The sequence below is a fragment of the Mesorhizobium sp. L-8-3 genome (assembly GCF_016756615.1).
GTDB lineage: Bacteria > Pseudomonadota > Alphaproteobacteria > Rhizobiales > Rhizobiaceae.
On sequence record NZ_AP023262.1, the window covers coordinates 1,451,398 to 1,471,514 of the forward strand.

At 62.2% G+C, this 20,117-nt stretch carries 18 protein-coding genes and 1 pseudogene; 17 read left to right on the forward strand and 2 right to left on the reverse strand.

All coding sequences use genetic code 11. From position 1 onward, the window contains the following. The first annotated feature begins 71 nt into the window (after positions 1-71). From JN302_RS06700 to JN302_RS06720, 5 genes are all read left to right on the forward strand, one after another. Positions 72-506, forward strand: coding sequence for a VOC family protein (locus tag JN302_RS06700; RefSeq protein ID WP_202332391.1), 435 nt, complete (start codon positions 72-74; stop codon positions 504-506). Next, on the forward strand, positions 503-1,180 hold the full coding sequence (locus JN302_RS06705) for a VOC family protein (protein ID WP_202332392.1): 678 nt from the start codon (positions 503-505) through the stop codon (positions 1,178-1,180). The genes JN302_RS06700 and JN302_RS06705 overlap by 4 nt, the downstream gene beginning before the upstream one ends. Before the next feature lie 77 nt (positions 1,181-1,257). Then, positions 1,258-2,220 carry a fumarylacetoacetate hydrolase family protein gene (locus JN302_RS06710; protein ID WP_244846229.1) on the forward strand — a complete coding sequence of 321 codons (963 nt, stop codon included), beginning with the start codon at positions 1,258-1,260 and terminating at the stop codon, positions 2,218-2,220. A gap of 323 nt (positions 2,221-2,543) precedes the next feature. After that, positions 2,544-3,284: a TetR/AcrR family transcriptional regulator gene (locus JN302_RS06715; protein WP_202332393.1), complete on the forward strand. Its 741-nt coding sequence runs from the start codon at positions 2,544-2,546 to the stop codon at positions 3,282-3,284. Positions 3,285-3,509: 225 nt separating this feature from the next. Further along, positions 3,510-4,553, forward strand: a complete 1,044-nt coding sequence (locus JN302_RS06720; RefSeq protein WP_274609275.1) for an alcohol dehydrogenase catalytic domain-containing protein — start codon at positions 3,510-3,512, stop codon at positions 4,551-4,553. A 225-nt stretch (positions 4,554-4,778) separates the two neighbouring features. Here the strand turns inward: JN302_RS06720 and JN302_RS06725 are convergent, their stop codons facing one another. Then, positions 4,779-5,525: a TetR/AcrR family transcriptional regulator gene (locus tag JN302_RS06725; RefSeq protein ID WP_244846230.1), complete on the reverse strand. Its 747-nt coding sequence runs from the start codon at positions 5,523-5,525 to the stop codon at positions 4,779-4,781. Positions 5,526-5,582: 57 nt separating this feature from the next. Between JN302_RS06725 and JN302_RS06730 the strand changes: the two genes are divergently transcribed. The 8 genes and pseudogenes from JN302_RS06730 (at position 5,583) to ltrA (ending at position 17,403) form a co-directional block, all read left to right on the forward strand. Beyond that, on the forward strand, positions 5,583-6,626 hold the full coding sequence (locus JN302_RS06730) for an efflux RND transporter periplasmic adaptor subunit (protein WP_244846231.1): 1,044 nt from the start codon (positions 5,583-5,585) through the stop codon (positions 6,624-6,626). After that, positions 6,623-7,702, forward strand: coding sequence for an efflux RND transporter periplasmic adaptor subunit (locus JN302_RS06735; protein WP_202332396.1), 1,080 nt, complete (start codon positions 6,623-6,625; stop codon positions 7,700-7,702). The genes JN302_RS06730 and JN302_RS06735 overlap by 4 nt, the downstream gene beginning before the upstream one ends. Further along, positions 7,699-10,785, forward strand: a complete 3,087-nt coding sequence (locus JN302_RS06740) for an efflux RND transporter permease subunit (protein ID WP_202332397.1) — start codon at positions 7,699-7,701, stop codon at positions 10,783-10,785. The genes JN302_RS06735 and JN302_RS06740 overlap by 4 nt, the downstream gene beginning before the upstream one ends. Positions 10,786-10,991: 206 nt before the next feature. Continuing rightward, positions 10,992-11,462 (forward strand): hypothetical protein, encoded by a 471-nt coding sequence (locus tag JN302_RS06745; protein ID WP_202332398.1) that lies wholly within the window; start codon positions 10,992-10,994, stop codon positions 11,460-11,462. 333 nt (positions 11,463-11,795) lie between these two features. Then, a complete protein-coding gene (locus JN302_RS06750; protein ID WP_244846232.1) occupies positions 11,796-12,809 on the forward strand; it encodes an alpha/beta hydrolase in 1,014 nt (337 codons plus the stop codon). Between the two features lie 84 nt (positions 12,810-12,893). After that, a pseudogene (locus JN302_RS06755) lies at positions 12,894-13,794 on the forward strand (patatin-like phospholipase family protein); the annotation flags it as partial. A gap of 1,294 nt (positions 13,795-15,088) precedes the next feature. After that, positions 15,089-15,490, forward strand: coding sequence for a single-stranded DNA-binding protein (locus JN302_RS06760; protein ID WP_202332400.1), 402 nt, complete (start codon positions 15,089-15,091; stop codon positions 15,488-15,490). Between the two features lie 653 nt (positions 15,491-16,143). Beyond that, positions 16,144-17,403 carry a group II intron reverse transcriptase/maturase gene (gene ltrA / locus JN302_RS06765; protein ID WP_244846233.1) on the forward strand — a complete coding sequence of 420 codons (1,260 nt, stop codon included), beginning with the start codon at positions 16,144-16,146 and terminating at the stop codon, positions 17,401-17,403. An 86-nt stretch (positions 17,404-17,489) separates the two neighbouring features. On the opposite strand, the gene JN302_RS06770 is transcribed toward ltrA, so the two are convergent. Then, positions 17,490-17,738: an HU family DNA-binding protein gene (locus tag JN302_RS06770; protein ID WP_202334219.1), complete on the reverse strand. Its 249-nt coding sequence runs from the start codon at positions 17,736-17,738 to the stop codon at positions 17,490-17,492. 488 nt (positions 17,739-18,226) lie between these two features. On the opposite strand from JN302_RS06770, the gene JN302_RS06775 reads away from it, so the two are divergent. The 4 genes from JN302_RS06775 (at position 18,227) to JN302_RS06785 (ending at position 19,943) form a co-directional block, all read left to right on the forward strand. Next, positions 18,227-18,394 carry a hypothetical protein gene (locus JN302_RS06775; protein WP_202332402.1) on the forward strand — a complete coding sequence of 56 codons (168 nt, stop codon included), beginning with the start codon at positions 18,227-18,229 and terminating at the stop codon, positions 18,392-18,394. A 365-nt stretch (positions 18,395-18,759) separates the two neighbouring features. Continuing rightward, positions 18,760-19,023 (forward strand): DNA -binding domain-containing protein, encoded by a 264-nt coding sequence (locus tag JN302_RS06780; RefSeq protein WP_202332403.1) that lies wholly within the window; start codon positions 18,760-18,762, stop codon positions 19,021-19,023. A 127-nt stretch (positions 19,024-19,150) separates the two neighbouring features. Continuing rightward, complete coding sequence (locus JN302_RS39015; protein ID WP_244846606.1) at positions 19,151-19,474, forward strand: transcriptional regulator domain-containing protein; 324 nt, start codon at positions 19,151-19,153, stop codon at positions 19,472-19,474. Continuing rightward, positions 19,395-19,943, forward strand: coding sequence for a DUF2285 domain-containing protein (locus JN302_RS06785; protein WP_244846234.1), 549 nt, complete (start codon positions 19,395-19,397; stop codon positions 19,941-19,943). The genes JN302_RS39015 and JN302_RS06785 overlap by 80 nt, the downstream gene beginning before the upstream one ends. Positions 19,944-20,117 lie beyond the last annotated feature (174 nt).

The window sequence follows — 20,117 nt, forward strand, 5'->3', positions numbered from 1 at the left end:
ATCAATCTTGCCCGTTACGGGAACGGGCCGCCGGCACACCATTGGGCAAACTATCAGTCAGGAAACAAGTCATGAATGCTCCAGCTCGGATCCCCGTGACCAACCTTCAGCACCACGTCTTCTACGTGACCGACCTGGAGCGCTCGAAGGCCTTCTATCTCAAGCTCTTCAACCTGCAATTCTCCGCTCTCAATCATCCGGACAGCAGCGCGGCAATGCGTTTGTCGCAGCAGGAAATGCATTTCTTCTCGTTCGGCTTCCACCATCACGACATCTGCCTGGTGAAGCACCACAAGCTGACGATGGACAACAATTCCATGCTGCACTTCACGCTAGCGGTGAGGGACACCGAGGCATTCGACGATGTCAGGCGCCGTGCAGGAGAGATGGGCCTGTCGATCCGCGAAGGGCGCATGCTTGCCTCTGCGCGCCCCGTATCGCGTGCCTTTTGCGTCCAAGACCCAGACAACCACTGGATTGAGATCATTGAGGAGCTCGGCCGATGAGCAACACCGCTTTCGTTCCCCCGAACGTCTTGCCTCCATTCAAGCTACGCTTCGCTGGCCTGCTGAAGCGGAAATGGTTTCGCGAAATGGTGCTGTTGTGGCCGACGCTGACGAAGCGGCGGTTCTCCAACAAGACCGAAGACTACGGCGTCTTCAGGCCCTCGCTCGTTTCTCACATCGGGCAGCTCTCCATTTATGTGCGCGACATCGCGCGAAGCCGGGCCTGGTACGAGAACGTTGCCGGCATGATCCACAGCCGCACCTGCGAGCCCGAGCCACATCCGTTCAAGGAAGGCTGGCGCATCCGCTGCAGCTACATGAGTGCAACTGACCACGAGGAATGCCTCGTGCTTGTCGAGGAATACGACCCCTCCGGCAGAATAACCATACCCTCGGGCATGAGCTTCTTCCATTTCGCGCTCGAGGTGAAAGGGAACCAACTGGAGGATGTGCTGGCCTTTGCCAAGCAACAGCAGGCCGACGGCTTCCAGTTGAACTACGGTCCAGTCCGCCACAACAGCGAACCGCCTTTGGGCGACGGCGAAACCGGTGGCAACGTCGCCTGTTATCTCTACGACCCCGACTGGCACAATGTCGAGTTCTGCGGCGCGATGGACACGATCGAGAACTATCGCTCGCGATACGGGGACCTCAAGGGCAAGGACCGCGCTTGACCGCGCTTCGACCTTCAATCAGCGCGCTGAGCCGACATTCGGACCGCTTTCGATGTGGCCCCCTCCAAGGAAAGGAAATGAAATTGGTAGTGAAAGTGACCCGATTTACGATCAGCGGCGAACCCGTATGGGGGATTGTGGACGGAGACGAGATCGCTCCGCTTGATGGCACCTTCATATCGACCGCCGACGTCCTGCGGCTTGCTCCCGCTGAACTCAAAGCCCGGGCAGGCGTCTTGCGGTTCGCGGTCAGCTCGGCAAAGATTCTGAGCCCCGTCACAGCGCCCGCGCAGATCGTTTGCCAGGGGTTGAATTACGCCGATCACGCGGATCAGTCGGGGCATTCGCGGCCCCAAAAGAACCTGCTCTTCATGAAGGCCGGCTCCTCGCTGTCGGGAGCGTCGGATCCGATTATCCGGCCGGCTGGATGCCAGATGCTCGACTATGAGGTGGAACTCGGGCTTGTCCTGAAGCGACCTCTCAGTGCGAGCGATCACGTCACCCGGGAGAACCTCGGCGATTTCATCGGCGGACTGGTCCTGTGTAACGATGTATCCGCCCGTGATGTCATGTTCGGTGAGCCTTTCTTGCAGTGGTTCCGCGGCAAAAGCGCACGTACCTTCTGCCCTTGCGGTCCTTGGCTGGTCATGCCGGAAGCGGAAGAGGTAGCGGATCTACTCGACAGGATCGAAATCCGGCTCTGGCTGAATGACGAATTGCGGCAGGCCGCTCACACGCGGGACCTCATCTTTCGCCCGGAAACCTCCCTCAACGACATTGCATCCCTGATGGACATGTCTGCAGGCGACCTTATCCTGACCGGAACACCGGGCGGCGTGATCCTGCAAGCGACCGCTCCTCTCGGCCAAATTCTGACGACCAAGCTCTTCAAGGATTCGGAGCGGAAGGATGCGATCGTCCAGGAAGCGACCGCGCACGCACATTTCCTCACGCCGGGCGACATTATGCGAGCCGAAATGCGCACCGATGACGACGCGGTCGATTTTGGCGGGCAACTGTTTAAAGTTGTGGACGCGTGACCTCGGTGAGATCAGGACGCGCGCGCCATCACCGCCCGCACCACATGAAGGGAGTGTGACTTACTGGTCTAGCCCCTTGACCTGGAGCAGCAGCCTGGCTGGAGGCGAGGCGCAGGTGCTGCAGCGGAAGTGAGAAATGCCCATTTCCTTGGACTTTCCGGAAGAGTGACGCGTCTCTGAGGAGGGGGCCAGCTTTGCGCCCTCATGTCGGACGAAAGAATCGGCCTCGCAGATTCCCGAAAGCTGACCGTCGCGCCAAAGCGCTGGACGATTTGGTCAATATGACTTAAGGTGCAAACCCGTTCTAGGAGACATGACCATAGATGGCGAAGATCAATGCTATTCGTCGAGCTGAAATTGGGCGCGAAAAGCGCGCTCGGACTCGTGCAGAACTGGTTGCCGCGGCCAACTCGTTGTTTGCGAAGCAGGCCGTGGAATCGGTCACAGTCGATGACGTGGTTAGGGAGGCCGGCGTTGCCAAGGGCACATTCTACGTTCATTTTGATGGTTTGCAGGCATTGAGCTCGGCAGTCGCAGAGGAGCTGGTGCAGACCTTCGACGAACTGTTGCAGACTGGCCGGCTTTCCGTCGACGATCCTGCGCTTCGGGTCGCGTTCGGGAGCAGCTCATTTATCGATAAGGCCCTCAAAGATCCTCGATGGGCCAGCCTTGTCGCCAGAATGGCGGCGGCGGCCCCGGAGGGTGGCGAGCTTCTCCGCCGCAGGCTTTTCGAAGACCTGCAAAGGTTTTCCCAGGACATGACGGGCGGTACGGCATCCGCGGAGCTGAACCTGGAAATCGTCATTGGGATCATGCTCCAGCTCATGCGCGCGATCGGCGAAGGCAGACTGTCTTCGCTCGACCGTGACGCGGCCGTCAGCGCCGTACTACGTGCAATCGGCCTGAACGCTCGACAGGCCAAATCAGCCCTGGCTCGTGTGTCGGCACTTGCGGAGGGAGCGGCGCCTAATGGGCGAGCTCACCCGAATTCTCAGCCCTCTGCGCCAAGGCACAGCCTGACAGGTGCCGCCTCACAGCCAGCAGGTCGCACACTGGTCAGGTGATTGGTCGCAACTCCAATTCCGTGTGCTTATCCGGCCTTCTAGAGCACTGCGTCTCTGCGGTGACTTGCTTAGGTTCGCACCGCCAGTTCATATTGACTTTATCGTCGTTATGACTATAATGCACAATCAGTATCCAGCGGCGACCGGTGCCCGGGATGAGGATAGGCATTGATGACAACGAAATTTGTCGCTTCACGGACGGGGGCTTTTCAATGCGATGGCCCAATGAAGGCACCGGGTCTAGACATAACTTCAGGTATTGCGGCTTTGTGCCTCGGGCCCAGCACCCCAGGTGGATTCTTGGTTCGGCAATTCACGAGGCAAAGGCTAGCCGCAGACGAAATCGAGGTCGCGGTGGCCGCAGCTTCCGTCAACCCGATCGATGCGCGCCGCTCCGAAGGTTACGGCCGTAAGTTGCTATCGGTGATCGGAGCCGGCAGGTTTCCGCTGGTGCTCGGAAATGATCTTGCGGGTACGGTTACTGCGGTAGGTTCCCGTGTGGCGACCTTCAGGATCGGCGATCGAGTCTATGGAGCAAAGCCCGCTTCAGCCGAAGGAACCCACGCCAGCCACGTGCGGGTCAAGGCTGCCCACGTGCTGGCCGCTCCGGAAGGCCTTGACCTTCACGCGCTCGCTACGGTTCCCTATAGCTTCACGTCAATGTGGCTGGCTGTACGCGGTGCGGGTCTTTCCCGGGAGAACGCAGCCGGAAAAAACGTGCTGGTCCACGGTGCCGCCGGCGCACTGGGATTACTGGCAACGCAGATGCTATCAGGATGGGGCGCGAGCGTCACGGCGATTGCCCGGGAGTCCAACACCAAGGTTTGTCTTGAGGCCGGCGCCATCGAGGTGGTCGGGCGAACCGACAAGCTGTTCGTCTCCTTGGCACGCTCTTTCGACGCAACGCTCAACTTCGCCACCTGGGAAGACGATCTCGCGTTACTCGGCTGTCTGCGCGACGGTGCACTCGGTCACGCAACCACCGTGCACCCACTGTTAGGGAATTTCGACCGGCTTGGGTGGCTGCGTGGTGCGCTAAAGACAATCTCGCAAAAGCGGCTTCACCGGCGCGTGCTGCCCAAGGGCACCAACAACTACGCATGGGTCCTCTTCAAGCCGGACAAGGCAGCAATGCATGACTTGCGTCAGTTCGTCGAACACAAGCATGTCAGCCTGCCGATCGGACTGCGCAAGCCGCTCGCCGAAGTGGCCGAGGCCTTCGAGCACGTCAAGAGCGGCCGGCGCGGACGTGCTCTTGTCACGCCCTGATACCGTGACGTGGAACTGCCGGCGTTCGAAGCACCAATCACCGACGCCCGGCTTCAGATTCGTAGCGAGTCGTATACTGCACCCGATCTGACGAAAAGGCTGTTGGCGCACCCGACCCGCCGCAAGATGCCGGCCGGGTCATCGGAGGCTGGGCGTAAAACCTTTAGATCAGCGGTATGGGCGACAGGATGGGTCTAATCCCTTGTCTTTGTGCCAAGGCTATCGTCAACGCCCCGTCGCGCCGATAGACCGAAGTGCCGCCTCCACCGCCTGCCGTGTCAATTCGGTTCGGGCACCACGCTCGAGGATACCCCGCGTCACTTGCAGCCATATGCCCAGTACGATGTCGGCACCCATCTCCACGTCCCGCACGCTCACACGTCCGTGGAGGATCGCTTCGGCGAGGTCAGCTTTGAGGCTCGCACGAACACTGAGGTTAAATTCGGGGGCCGACTGCGAGGTCTGAACGACAAGACGCGCCCAGTCGGCGTCGGAAATCGCCTTTTCCAGGAATTGCGTGAACCCGAAAGACAGGCGCTCGACCGGACCCCCGATCTCGACCCTAACAGGGGTCAGCAGCTTGTCAAAGCTCTTGCTGAGCCTGGCCCCCACGGCTGCGGCCAATTCATCGATGCTCTGGAAGTGGTAGTAGAATGTGCCCTTCGCGACACCTGCTGCCTCCACCACGGCATCAACCCTGATGGCTTCACGAGGGCGCTCCGCCATCAGCATTGTGCCCGCGTCCACTATCAGCGTGCGCGTCCGTTCGCGCTTCTCGCGCCCGATCTCCGCCCTGCGCGCCCGATCAATCTTTGCCATCCGTCCTGCCTCTTTTGCATTGCACCATTGTGCCAATCTCATATTGACGATATAGTCGTTTTGACTTAGTGATGCAAATTGAAAGTGAGGCAGGCCAAATCGACCTGCAGCCGGGTCGTTCAGGCAGAACGCGCCCACACCGAAAAGAGGCATGTAATGGGATTCAGTCGATGGCGGGCAGCTGTTCGGAACACGGCAATGTTTGCCGTGATGGGCGGCGTGACCGCCTGCCAGGAACAAGCGAGCGAACTGGAGAAACCGCCGGCCGTAGTGCAGGTCGAGGCGGCGACCCTGGACGCATATGCACCGGCCCTGCGCTTGACCGGCGAAATTCGCGCGCGGGTCGAGAGCGTCCTGTCGTTTCGGGTAGCGGGCCGTATCACCGAGCGGTTGGTCAATGTCGGTGATCACGTGACAGCCGACCAGATCCTGGCCAAGCTGGATCCGCAACAGCAGGAGGCTACGGTAAGCGCCGCCGAAGCTGCGGTTCGTTCCGCCGAAGCTGTAATGCGTGAGGCAACTTCCACCTTCCAGCGCCAGAAGGCGCTGATTGCGCAGGGCTTCACGACACGGCGCGACCACGACCAGGCCGAGGAGAACTTCCGCACGGCACAAGCCTCGCTCATGGATGCGCGCGCTCAGCTAGGCACCGCCCGTGACCGTCTGTCCGACACGGTTTTGCGAGCCGGCGTCGCCGGTATCATCACGGCCCGCAACGCAGAGGTGGGGGAGGTCGTTCAGGAAGCGCAGTCTGTGTTCTCGATCGCTCAGGACGGACCGCGTGATGCCGTGTTCAATGTTAACGAGGCGGCCTTCACCCAGGAACTGGCCGATCCCGCAGTAGCGCTGACGCTGGTGTCCGATCCAACCGTGACCACGACGGGCGCGGTGCGCGAGATTTCGCCGACGGTCGACAGGGCGAGCGGCACAGTCCGGGTCAAGGTCGATATCTCGCAGCCGCCGGCAGAAATGACGCTCGGGGCCGCTGTAGTCGGCTCGGTCCGGCACCGGTCCCGCGAGCGCGTCGTCATCTCGTGGGGCGCGTTGTCTAACGGAACCGGCGGACCGGCCGTCTGGACCGTCGACCCTGGGACCAAGATGGTATCGCAAAAGCCGATCGCCATCGAGAGCTACAAGGCCGGAAAGGTCGTGGTTCGGGAAGGGCTCCAGCCTGGCGAAGTGGTCGTGGCCAGCGGCACGCAGTTCCTAAGGCCTCGGCAAGTTGTAGCGTTTGCCGAAGGAAATGTGCGATGAACCCGATCTTGACTTCCCTGACCCTCGTGGGGGCGGCTGCCCTGCTGGCCGCCTGCCAGGAAGAGCACCACGCCGAAGCTCCGGCCGAGCGACCAGTCCTGTCCGTCGTCGTGACGCCGCAGATCACGCGGACCTGGGGCTTCGCCGGAACCGTCGAGCCCCGCTACAAGTCGGACCTCGGCTTTAGAGTCCTTGGACGGATCGTCAACCGTGAGGTTGAAGTCGGCGACATCGTCAAGAAGGGGCAGCGCCTCGCTAACCTCGATCCGGTTACCTATCAACTGGCGGTGCGCTCGGCAGAGGCCGAGCTGGCCAGGGCGGTCGCCCACCTCGAAAATGCGAACGCGACCGAGGTGCGCCAGCGCACGCTGCTCCGGCAGAAGGTATCCAACCAGGCCCAGTTTGACCTCGCTAGGCAGGCGTTCGAAACGGCGCAGGCCGGGGTCACTGGCGCCAAGGCCAATCTCGACAAGGCCGAGGAGCAACTTGACTACACTGAGCTTCGCACCGACTTCGATGGCGTCGTCACCGCTGTCGCAGCAGAGCCTGGGCAGGTGGTCCAGCCAGGCCAGGCAGTCGTGTCGATTGCCCGCCCGGACATTCGCGAGGCCGTCGTCGACCTGCCGGAATCGATCGGGCGCGAAATCCCGCCGACCGCGCGCTTCGACATTGCCCTGCAGGTCGATCCGTCCGTTCGGGCCGTGGGGTCGGTGCGGGAGATCGCGCCTCAGGCCGATCCCGCCACCCGCACGCGTCGGGTCAGGATTACGCTCGACAATCCGCCTGAAAGTTTCCGCCTCGGAACAACCATCACCGCAACCATCGTCACGCAGGCGTCCACGGGCATCGACTTGCCGGCCACCGCTTTGCTGGAACGCGACGGCAAGGCGATGGTCTGGGTCGTCGATCCAGCCACCCGGACGGTCGCGACCACGGAAGTGACGATCGCGTCACGGAACGGAACCTCCATTCGCGTCCTCACTGGACTTGCCGCCGGCACGCGGGTCGTCACGGCCGGCGTGAACAGTCTGACGGCCGACCAAACGGTCAAGATCTTAGCTGGGGCCTCCCGATGAAAAGCCGCTTCAACCTGTCCGACTGGGCGATCGAGCACAGCTCGCTCGTCTGGTACTTCATGATCGCCTCCGCCATAGCCGGTGTTCTGGCATATATCAGCCTCGGGCGCGAAGAGGACCCGTCATTCACCATTAAGACCATGGTGATAGCCGCGCAGTGGCCTGGCGCCACGGTCGAAGACACCGCACGCCAGGTTACCGACCGGATCGAGAAGAAGCTCGAGGAGCTCGACTCGCTGGACTACACCCGCAGCCAGACCACGGCGGGCCAGGCCGTCGTCTATGTCCACCTGAAGGACACGGCCAAGAGCGGCGATGTACCGGGCATCTGGGTGAAAGTCCGAAACATGATCGGCGACATCAAGCGAGACCTGCCGCAGGGCGTTGCCGGTCCCTATTTCGATGACGATTTCGGCGACGTCTACGGCAACTTATACGCCCTCACCGCCGACGGAGTGACGCAGCGGCAGTTGCGTGACTATGTCGAGGACGCGCGAACCAAAGTGCTCACGGTGCCGAATGTCGGCAAGGTCAACCTCATCGGCGCGCAGGACGAGGTGATCTTTCTCGAATTCTCGACGCGTGAGATGGCCGCCCTCGGCATCAGCCAGCAGGAGGTTGTGGAGACGCTCCAGGCGCAGAACGCCATCACGCCCTCCGGCGTCATTGAGGCGGGCGCCGAGCGCATCAGCGTCCGAGTCACCGGGCAGTTCACGTCGGAGGAGGATCTGCGTGGGCTCAACCTGCGCATCAACGATCGCTTCTTCCGCCTGAGCGACATCGCCACGATCAGCCGCGGCTATGTCGATCCCGCGCAGACGCTGTTCCGGTACAAGGGCGAGCCGGCCATCGGGCTTGCCATCGGCATGAAGAACGGCGCCAACCTGCTCGAGTTCGGCGAGGCGCTGAAGGAGCAAATTGACAGGATCACGCGCGAACTGCCTATCGGCGTCGGCGTGCACCTGGTGGCCGATCAGCCCGTCGTGGTCGAAGAGGCGGTTGGCGGCTTTACCAAAGCCCTGTTCGAGGCCGTGGCGATCGTGCTGGTGGTCAGCTTCATCAGCCTTGGCATGCGCGCCGGTCTGGTCGTTGCCATCTCCATCCCGCTCGTGCTCGCCTTGACGTTCGTGGTCATGCAGTACACCGACATCTCGTTGCAGCGCATCTCGCTCGGTGCCCTCATCATCGCCCTCGGACTTCTTGTCGACGACGCGATGATCGCGGTCGAGATGATGGTGGCGCGGCTTGAGGCGGGCGACACGCTGCGCAAGGCGGCGACCGCCGTCTACACCTCGACCGCCTTCCCGATGCTCACCGGAACACTTGTCACCGTCGCGAGCTTCATCCCGGTCGGCCTCAACAGCAGCAACGCGGGCGAGTTCACCTTCACCCTGTTCGTGGTGATCGCGGCGTCGTTGCTGTTGTCGTGGATGGTCGCGGTGGTGTTCACGCCGCTGCTTGGCGTGGCGCTGCTGCCGAAGACAATGAAGAAGCATCACGACAAGCCGAGCCGGCTGGCGACGGTCTTCTCCCGTGTCCTTGACGGGGCGATGCGCTGGCGCTGGCTAACCATCGTCGTGACCGTCGCGATATTCGGCGCCTCGCTTTACGGCATGCGCTTCGTCGAGCAGCAGTTTTTCCCCTCGTCGGACCGCCCCGAACTGCTTGTCGACTTCACCCTGCCGCAGAACGCCTCTATCGTCGACACCAAAGCGCAGATGGACCGGTTCGAGGCCAAGCTCGCAGGCGATCCCGATATCGACCACTGGTCGTCCTACGTGGGCCGGAGCGCCGTGCGGTTCATTCTCTCCTTCGACCCGCAGCCGTCAAACCCATTCTACGGGCAGATCGTCATCGTCACCAAGGACATTGAGGCCCGTGACCGCCTCAGGGCCAAGATCAACACCTGGGCCCGGGAGGAATTTGCCGGTCTCGATGTCTACACGGACCTGTTGGCGATGGGCCCGCCGGCCGGACGCCCGGTGCAGTACCGACTGAGCGGCCCAGACGTCCAGAAGGTGAGAGAGCTTTCACAGGATCTCGCGGCTCTCATAGACGAGCATCCCAAGGTCAAGGACATCGGCTTCAACTGGAACGAGCCGGCACGCGTGGTCAAAGTCGCCGTGCTCCAGGACAAGGCGCGCCATCTTGGCGTGAGCTCGCAGGACATCGCCGGGGTTCTCAACGGCGTCGTTGGCGGCACGAGCATCACGCAGGTGCGTGACTCAATCTATCTGGTCGAGGTGCTGAGCCGCGCCGACGCGGCTGAGCGGAGCTCGATCGAGACGCTGCAGAACCTGCAACTGCCTGGTGAGAACGGCCAGTCCGTGCCGTTGGCCGCGGTCGCGACCTTCCGGTACGAGCTCGAGCAGCCCGTGATCTGGCGCCGCGGCCGTCTGCCAACAGTGACCGTTCGTGGGAGCATCGTCGATGCGACCCAGCCGGCCACGATCGCTCAGCAACTCGAACCCATGGTGCAGGCGTTCGCCCAAGCGCTCCCGGTCGGCTACAATGTGGCCGTCGGCGGTCCCGTGGAGGAAAGCGCAAAATCTCAGGGGCCGATCGCGGCGGTGATTCCGCTCATGCTGTTCATTATGTCGACGATCCTGATGATTCAGCTGCAGAGCTTCTCCAGACTGTTCCTGGTGGTAGCGGTGGCCCCGCTCGGGCTCATCGGCGTGGTTGCGGCAATGCTGCCGAGCGGTGCCCCTATGGGATTCGTCGCCATCCTCGGCGTGCTGGCGTTGATCGGCATCCTGATCCGCAACTCGGTGATCCTCGTCGTGCAGATCGAGGACCACCGGCGGGAAGGCTGGGATGCGTGGGAAGCTGTGGTCGATGCCACAATGCACCGGACGCGGCCGATCCTGTTAACGGCCGCGGCGGCGAGCCTGGCGCTTATCCCGATAGCCTTCGAGGTGTTCTGGGGTCCGATGGCGTTCGCCATGATGGGCGGCATTATCGTGGGCACGCTGCTTACCTTGCTGTTCTTGCCGGCGCTCTACGTTGCCTGGTTCCGCATCAAAGCACCCTCACAGGTGGTGGAAGCGCTTCCAGCGGAGGCAGTGCATGAGCCGGCATAAATCGCGCGCACACATGTTGGGCGCGGGTCCGGAGGTCAGTTCTTTGATCCGGGCCTTTGCAACGCCAGGCGAGCTTTGCCCGCAACAGCTCCGCTTGTTTCGGCGCGCTCCCAATAATCCAAGGAACAAAAATCCCTATGCCCAGCAACCTGCCGCCCCGATCAAGGCGACGGGCAAGCGTAGTGGTCAAATAGCGGACCAAGATCATGTCAATCATGCTGCAGTGGATCACGCTGGTCACCGCCTGCACAGCAATGGTCGCATCGGTAGCCGGCGCGTTCGTCAATACGCGGATCGCGAAATTGCAATTCAAGGCGAACGTGCTGTCGGTCAATCGCCAGAAATGGGTCGAAGCAATGTGTGACCTCCTCGCGAGTCTCAACTCGCAGCTCCTGGCCGTAGCGACGATACGCCAGACCCTGAATGAGCCGACCAACATCGTCATTGCGCGAGATCCCGAGCTCTACAGGCGCGTTGAGAATCTTCTGCGAACGGTCTCCAAGATTGAGCTTATGCTCAACCCGCTGGAGCACGACCATCAGCAGCTCAATGCCCTCATGAAGGAAGGGGTCGCTCAGCTCCGCTCGCCCTCGCCAGAGCAGGACGTTGAAGGTCGAGTCGATCTCATCAGCCACGATATCATCCAAATCTCTCAGACCATCCTGAAACGGGAATGAGTGCGGGTTAAGCGCGGCGAGTAGCTGAGTGTGGTCCTTGTTCGACCCAGGTGTCTGCGCTGCTGTTCCGCGCGATCTATGCCACCCGATATCCTGATCCCGTTGACAAGCATTGATATGGAGGGCGTGATGCCCTGGAAGGCTAGGCGAGGACTTCACCGCTCGCTATGGAACTGCCGCTGGCGACCCATCCCGGCGAGACACCGCGAGTTTTCTCGGCTCGTATTCTCCGCGCTGGTCGCCCTCTGCCTGGCCGTCGCTGGCTGCGCGACCCGGACGGGCAACGTCTTTCAACCCCCGAAATCGGCCGCAAGCGAAGCCAGCCGAGTGCACATGGTGGCGGCGACCACGCGCAAGGCATCGAATGAACCCGGCGGGCTTTATTCAGGGGAGCGCGGAAACACGATTTCGCTGAACAGTCTCGTCGTATCGATACCTCCCGACCGAAACCGCAAGATCGGCAAGATCCAGTGGCCTTCGCGCATGCCGCCGAATCCAGAAAGAGAGTTCGCGGTCTTAAAGGTTGGCAAGGTCGTGTCCGAGAAGCAGGCGCATGAGTGGTTCCGCAAGAATCGGAACACCAAGCGACAGGTGCTCATCTTTGTGCATGGCTACAACAACAGCTACGCCGACGCCGTCTTTCGTCTCGCCCAAATCGTTCACGACTCCGGCGCCGATGCTGCGCCGATCCTCTTTGCATGGCCGTCGCGGGGCCGCGCTTTCGACTACCTCTACGACAAGGAAAGCGCCAATTTCTCGCGGCGGGCCCTGGAGGACCTTATCCTTCAAACGACACGTAGCCCTGATGTCGCAGACGTAACGGTTCTCGCCCATTCGATGGGAACATGGCTCGCGGCCGAGGCGCTGCGCGGCGTTGCCATGCGCGAGGGATCAATCCCGGCCAAGGTCAAAACCGTCGTGCTTGCATCCCCCGACATCGATATCGACGTATTTCGTCGCCAGTTCATAGAGATGGGACCGAAGCGGCCGCTCTTTGCGATCCTGACGTCGACGCACGACAGGGCGCTCGGCCTGTCGCGCATGCTGTCGGGGGGCGTAAGGCGGGTCGGCGGAACAGATCTCAAGCCCTACGCAGCTGTGCTGGCTCAGATGGGCGTTCGGGTCATCGACACCAGCGCTATCGCGTCGAACGATCCACTCGGCCATACGACCTTTGCCGACGATCCCGAAATCGTGCGTCTGCTCGGGCGTCACCTGGCTGGGCAGTCCATGGAGGGCACCAAGGGAAGCGTCGTCGGGCAAATGGGCGGCTCGGCGCAGGAGGCATTGAGACGGGACCTCTCGCCGAGGACCGGCGAACTTGTGGACGGCCGGGTCTTGTATTGAACCCCTTCCACGTCTCTCCAAGCTTCGAACGCACCGCTGGGCTCATCCCAAACTTTAGCAACTACGTCCAAGAAGGACCACCAGATGAACGTTCATTCTCAGAAGGATATCAGACTGGCGGAACGGCGCCTGCCGTTCGAATGTATTGCTCTCGTATTGCAGGGCGGGGGCGCGCTTGGGGCTTATCAGGCCGGCGTCTACGAAGCTCTCGCCGAAGCCGAGATTCATCCGGACTGGGTCGCCGGAGTTTCAATTGGGGCGATCAACTCGGCAATCATCGCTGGCAACGAACCAGCCGAAAGGGTTGCGAAGCTGCGCAGCTTCTGGCGCGAGATCACAGCAAACCCGTTGCTCGACTGGGCTGCCGCAACTCATTCATTCGCTCCGAAAGGCAATCTGCCGCGCGCACTCTTCAATCAGTTCAGCGCGGGCTGTGCGGTCGTCGCTGGCGCCCCTGGCTTTTTCAGTCCGCGTCGTTTGCTCCCTGGCTCTATCACGACGGGTCCCTTGAGGGCACGAGTTTCTACGAGACCAATCAACTGAAGAGCACTCTTGAGAGGCTTGTCGACTTCGACCGGATCAATGCCGGCGGGATGCGCTTCAGCGTCGGTGCCGTGAACGTGCGCACCGGAAATTCTGTCTACTTCGACAATGAAAAACACACGATCCGCCCTAAGCACGTGATCGCCAGCGGATCCCTTCCGCCCGGCTTCCCGCGGTCGAGATCGAGGGTGAATTCTATTGGGATGGCGGCCTTATCTCAAACACGCCGCTACAATGGGTTGTCGAGCACGGGCCGCGGCAGGACGCGATCGCCTTCCAGGTGGACCTTTGGAGTGCGCGAGGCGAACTCCCTCGCAATCTGGCCGATGTGGCGGCGCGGCAGAAGGAAATCCAGTATTCAAGCCGCACACGTGCACAGGTTGACCAGTTCAAGCAGTATCAGCGTGCCCGACACGCACTTGCGAGCCTTCTTGAAAATTTAGTTCGTTTGGTCAGCTTCGCCATGCGTGGGCATCTCCTTGAAAGATTCCGCGCGCAAGCAAATCGTAAGCACGGCAGGGTAGGGTTTCGGCTGCCCCGTCGTAGCCGCGGGACTTATTATCGAATTCAAATTTATTTTGCGATTTCAGTAGCATAGCGCGCAATCGGATAGAATCGGATAGTTTCGGCGAAACCGACTATTCATTCTCCGAAGGCATCCTTCAAACGTGCCGACTCGCGAGACGAACGGAGTGGCGGCTCATCCTGTTCGCTGACATGAACAATCTACGTCGGAACGCATCGTCCCATTTGAGCGGACCGCCATTAGCAGGATTATCATCGGGCCACGGATCACGCCGCACGACAAAACGGCCATATGGAACGCTGCCACGGCACGGCCACCTCATATTCCGGTCTGCGAGCGCGTCATAGACCGCGTTGTCGCTCGCCAAGAGATGCCTGGCTACGACAAGATCCAGGACGTGCGCCAGCTCGAATACTGGTTCCCACATTTGCGCGGGTCGTTTGGGTAGCTCGGTTTTATGCGGACCCAAACGCCACTGCATCGCCGCGAAGGTCGGCTTTCGCAACAATGCCGCCCGGCGACGCGGAAATCCTGCCGCCGCCTGGAGCATGAAAGGCCCGGCCGCATGCGCCAATCTTGATCCCTTTCACGCTGCGGACGCAGCCATCCACGACAAGGCCGATACGCTCCCTGTTCGATCGGTCCAACCCGAAAGCGGAGGCGTCGTCGCTGTCGGATCGCTCTTGGTCGAACAGCACCCAACGTCTTCATCATTGCCCTGCTCTCGTGATGTCCGGCTGAACGCACGAGGATCTTCATTCTCTCCGCATGCAGAGCCGCGCACGCAGCCCTTGAAACGGGATGGGCGCTTTGCATCCTGTCCAAGGTCGCCGCTTTTGCTGTCCCGAACCCTTCCACAGCTGACCGGAGAACTGGAGGCCGGGCGCGGTAGGGAGCGGATCGCGTGACCGGTGGGGCCTCGAACCCATGCCTGATGCTCGCGCTGGCAAGGACAATGGGCTGCGCTCGTCTCCGAAGCGCTTCGCCGCAGGACGACCCCCTCCGACTGACTGATCTCCTAAGCCCGTTCGGTTTCTGCCCGCAACCCGCGCGGCTCCGGACCGAGTTGTCGCGCAAGCGCGACTGCCCGCCCCACTCCGGGCCTTGCGGGTCAAGCTGACGCGCGCGTCAGTGCAGGCATCTCCCGCCGGTCTTGGCCGGGTCTCGTCGGAGGGAATGGTCCCTCGGACGGAAGCAACGGAGACCTAAAATGCAGAACATCGTCATTCTTGCCGGCAACATCGGCCAGGACCCCGAAACCGTCACCACCGCCAGCGACACCCGCATCACCCGCTTCACGCTGGCCACCTCGCGCCCCCGCTACGCGGACGGCAAGGTTCTTCGGGACAACGACGGCTACCGGGTGCAGGACACCGAATGGCACCGCATCACCTGCTTCAACGGCCTCGCCAAGACGGTCCAACAGTATTGCGAGAAGGGAATGAAGGTGCTGGTCCGCGGGCGCATCCACTACACGAAATGGACCGACAAGGATGGCGTCGAACGCTACTCGACGGAGATCATCGCCGAGACGGTCGACTTCCTCAGCCGCGCCCGGGACGCCGACAGCAAGGGCGACAACCGCCCGGATGACGACGAGATCCCCTTCTGACGGGGCTCGAAAGCCCGGCGGCGCAAGCCGCCGGGCCTTCTTCTTGGTGCGCCAGGCATGGCGCGTAGCGCCGTGACTGGCGCTGTCTCGATCGCTGTGGTTGCGGTTGAGGTGACTTGGAGGTGAAAGTCCTCTGCGGGCCCTGGTGATGGGAACCGCTAGCCGAACAGCAAGGGCGTCGTCGCGAGGCGGGGTCTGAAGGAAGCTGTAGGCAAGGTGCCGGCCTGACGAACAGGAAGCGCATATGAGGCGTCCGCATCCGGGCAAGGGGGCCAAGTTACCCGAAGCCCAATATCACCCGGAGGGTGCGGCCGTATATGCGCCAGGTAGATGGCACGAAGGTCACGCGTCTTACCCTGGGAGCCTGCCGACCTGCCCCTGGTTTCAGGTGTGCTACCGGCGTCGCGAGACGTCGGGACGGGGCGGCAGGAGTCAGCAGAGGCCGTAGTAGCCGGACCGACGGCGAAGGGCCGAACATGGAGTGCCGGACGGAGGCCGGTCTTTCGATGGTGGGAACAGACGCAGAAGACGGGGCTGAGACGCTCCGCGCCCATGCCGAGAGTGGCGGCCGGAAGCCGCCAGGGCAGGCATTGGGTGCCTCAAACACCACGGCAGGACCGCTACCCTCTCGACCGGAGGCAGACGAGCGACTGATGGAGGTGATCGTCAGCCGCGAGAACATGATGGCGGCCTATGGCCCGGTGGTGGCGAACAAGGGCGCGCCGGGCATCGACAAGATGACGGTCGCGCAACTGAAGCCTTACCTCGCGGCACACTGGCCGCGCATCAAGGAAGAGCTGCTGGCGGATCGTTACAGGCCGGCGCCGGTGCGCGGGGTGGAAATCCCCAAGCCCGGCGGCAAGGGAATGCGCCAATTGGGCATCCCGACGGTGCTGGACCGGCTCATCCAGCAGGCGATGCATCAGGTGCTGATGCCGATCTTCGACCCGGACTTCTCCGCTTCCTCCTACGGCTTCCGGCCGGGGCGGAGCGCCCACGACGCGGTCCTGGCCGCCCGGTCGCATGTGGCCGGCGGCCGCCGCTTCGTGGTCGACCTCGATCTGGAGAAGTTCTTCGACCGCGTGAACCACGATGTCTTGATGGCACGCGTGGCACGCAAGGTTGCGGACAAGCGGGTGCTGCGGCTGATCCGCCGCTACCTGCAGGCCGGGCTGATGACGGGCGGGATCGCGACGGTGCGCAGCGAAGGCACGCCGCAAGGCGGCCCGCTGTCGCCGCTGCTGTCGAACATCCTGCTCGACGACCTCGACAAGGAACTGGAGCGGCGCGATCATGCCTTCTGCCGCTACGCCGACGACTGCAATGTCTATGTGCGGTCGCGGCGTGCCGGCGAGCGGATCATGGCCTCGCTCACCCGCTTCCTCGCCGAGCGGCTGAAGCTCACGGTCAACGGGGTCAAGAGCGCCGTGGACCGACCGTGGAAGCGCACCTTCCTCGGCTACACCATGACCGGCCACAAGACACCGCGTCTTCTGATCGCGGGATCGAGCGTGGCGCGGCTGCGGGACAAGCTGAGGGCTGCGTTCCGCGCCGGGCGCGGTCGTGCCCTTGGCGCCACCGTCAAGGACTTCGCCCCTATCCTGCGCGGCTGGATCGCCTATTTCCGGCTGACCGAAGGAAAAGGGATTCTCGAGGAACTGGACGGCTGGCTGCGGCGCAAACTGCGCTGCATCCTGTGGCGGCAATGGAAACGACCGGCCACACGGTTCATGCGGCTGATGCAGCGCGGTCTGACGGAGCAACGTGCGCGTGACTCGGCCACCAACGGCCGTGGCCCCTGGTGGAACGCCGGGGCCAGCCACATGAACGATGCCTTCCGCAAGGCTTTCTTCGACCAGCTCGGGCTGATCTCGCTCCAACAGGAACTTCGACGCCTGATTTACACTTCATGAACCGCCGTGTACGGAACCGTACGCACGGTGGTGTGGTAGGAGGGACGCCGCAAGGCTCCCTCCTACCCGATTTCGCCAGAGGGGGTTTAGCCGTTCAGCGCATCCTTGACCGCCTTGGCCGGCGTGAAGGTCAGCTTCCTGGAAGCAGCGATCTTGATCGTCGCGCCGGTCGCGGGATTGCGGCCCTCGCGTGCCGGTGTCTCTTTTACCTTGAACTTGCCGAAGCCGGCGATACTGGTCTCGGCGCCGCTCGTGGCCGCATCGGAAATCAGCTTGAAGACTCTGTCGACGATGGTCTTGGCCTGAGCCTTGCTAATTCCCTGGTCGTCCGCGATCTTGCGATCTCGCTTGCGGTCGTCATGGGGCGATCCTCTCCTTGTCTGGCTGCTCCTGTTCCGTTTGACCGCGAAGTTTCGCGAATTGGTAGCCTGGAAATCGCGCTGGCTACGCACATCTCCCGGTTTTCCCGCGCTTTCGAGGCGATAGACCTTCAATGACGGCGTCAGCCGCCGCGGGTCGCGCCGAGAGCGTCCAACGCGATAGCCCGTTGAGCGCGGAAGCAGCCGATCAAGACCATCATTGAGTCCGAGCGCTCCGGCAGCGCATCCACGGCATGTCCGGCTCAGGTTTGTCGGAAGCACATCCGCTCTTTGAGGCTGACCTTGGTTTCAATCACGGCCTCCACGGTCAACCCTGAAGGGTCGGACTATGCAAAGCATGCCGCCGCCGAGGACGAGCCTCAGCGGTGACCGCGGCCGTGGCCGAAACACGTGGGCGCCTGTCGAGCGGGAAGTCCTCCCGCCTCAAAACAGGAGCCGGAAAAATGTCTTTCCCCGATGCGCATGCCTTCGCCTTCAGCCTCGCCGCCACGCTGATGGTCTCGATCGTCATCTTCCGCGCCGGCGACGGAACCCTTTCGGTCGTGCCCGCCCCGGAATTCGAAGGCGACGACGACGAGATCGTTACCGAGATAGATCTTTTCGCCCCTTGAGGGCGAGGGAGCTTCGGCATCCTGATCAACCCGCAGGGAACGACGCCAAATGCCTCCGCCAAGCTTCCGAGAACATTGACGCTCGCCGATGCCTTGCCGCTCAACCGAGCCGACATATCGAGCGTTCAGCCTGCGAACCGGTGCTTGAAGCCCGATCCGTCTCGACTATCCACAAGACGCCGCCCCTCGTGGCAGCCGCGGCGACGCGTGACCGACATGAAATGCTGCGACTGTGGGAACAGTTATCGTCATTTGGCTATGACAGCATTCCCAGAATGTCACATGCCAATCGCGACCAAAGTATTGCGCCTCGATCATGTTGGGTGTTGGTGACCTGCAAGCGCGAAGACTTCGAGATCACGTCGATGACCAAACCTGCCTTCCAGGACAGCCCCCCGCTGACCGACCGGGTCAACGCCTATGATGAGGCTCACCTGACGACCTACCTCCGTCTGCTCGACGCAGCCGAGGAAGGCGCTGACTGGCGCGAGGTGGTGCGCATCGTTTTCGGTCTCGATCCCGCCGTCGATCCGGATCGCGCCAGGCGTATCCACGACACGCACCTTGCTCGCGCGCGCTGGATGACAGACACCGGTTACCGCCATTTGCTTGACACGCGAATGCAGTAGCCGGCTGCGGTTTGCGGTTGTTCTTTTGCCGGCTTCGCCACATTCCAACTATCTGGCTTGGCCGTGCTCCAGCTACGCCAATACTCGAATGATCCCGAAGGCAACTACCGGCGGAGAGGATTTCGAGATGGAGCCATCGCACGATTGGCGATCACCGCACTACGAAGAACAGCTGAGCCGGCTCGACCGCGGTGGCGTTTCGTTCGAGTTCCTTCGCCGTAACCACAGCTACCGCGCAGACTACAAGTTGGCGCTGGAGGAAATCGCTTCAGACAGGGCAAGGAAGGACGCGGCAATCGGGCGTCTGTCCCGCCGCTGGGGGTTGCAGTTTCCCAGCCGACCCTTATGTCTCCGCTCACACCGCTGCGCCCTTGTGGCGACCACAGCTCTTTCCTGCCACTGTCATCGTCACCGCCGCACCGGAAGGCTTTGGTGCGCCCCCGCTTCCTGACCCGCTTGCATCGTCTTCCAGCGGATCGGCCGCCGACGGCCTGCACGCCATCATGGCGGACGACCATGGCGATCATCGCATCTGGTTTCCGCACGGCGAGCAACCTGCCGGTACCGCATTCCTCATCCCGCGCGACGGGCATTTTCTGTGGCGCATCCGCAGCGCGCTACGCCTCCACCGCCTGCTCGGCAGCCAGCCTTCCGGCCAATGGCCCCGCGAGCAGCGTCTGACCCGCTTTCAGATTTACCGAGCATCCCTCATGCTGCGTGCTTGGGATGGTGTGGAGTCGGGAGCATCGCGACGCCGCGTCGCGAGCATTATCCTCAATCCGGATGTCGCCTCCATGCGCGCGCTCGACTGGAAGAATGCATCCGAACGCCGTCGCCTTGCCCGTATCCTGAAAGGCGCCCGAGAAACCATCGACGGTGGGTATCTGCGCTGGCTTCTCCCGCGATCGCGACGGTCGTGAATCCTGCTCAAGCGGCCGTGCTGGTGCAGACCAAAAGTCAAGTAGGGGTCGCCTGTTGGAACTCCTCCGCGACCCCTCAGCGCGAACGGCTGAGACGGTGTGGGTAGCGGAATGGCCGATTTCGGACGGATACGCCGCGAAAACTACCCCTCACCGGATCAACGAGCTCCGGCG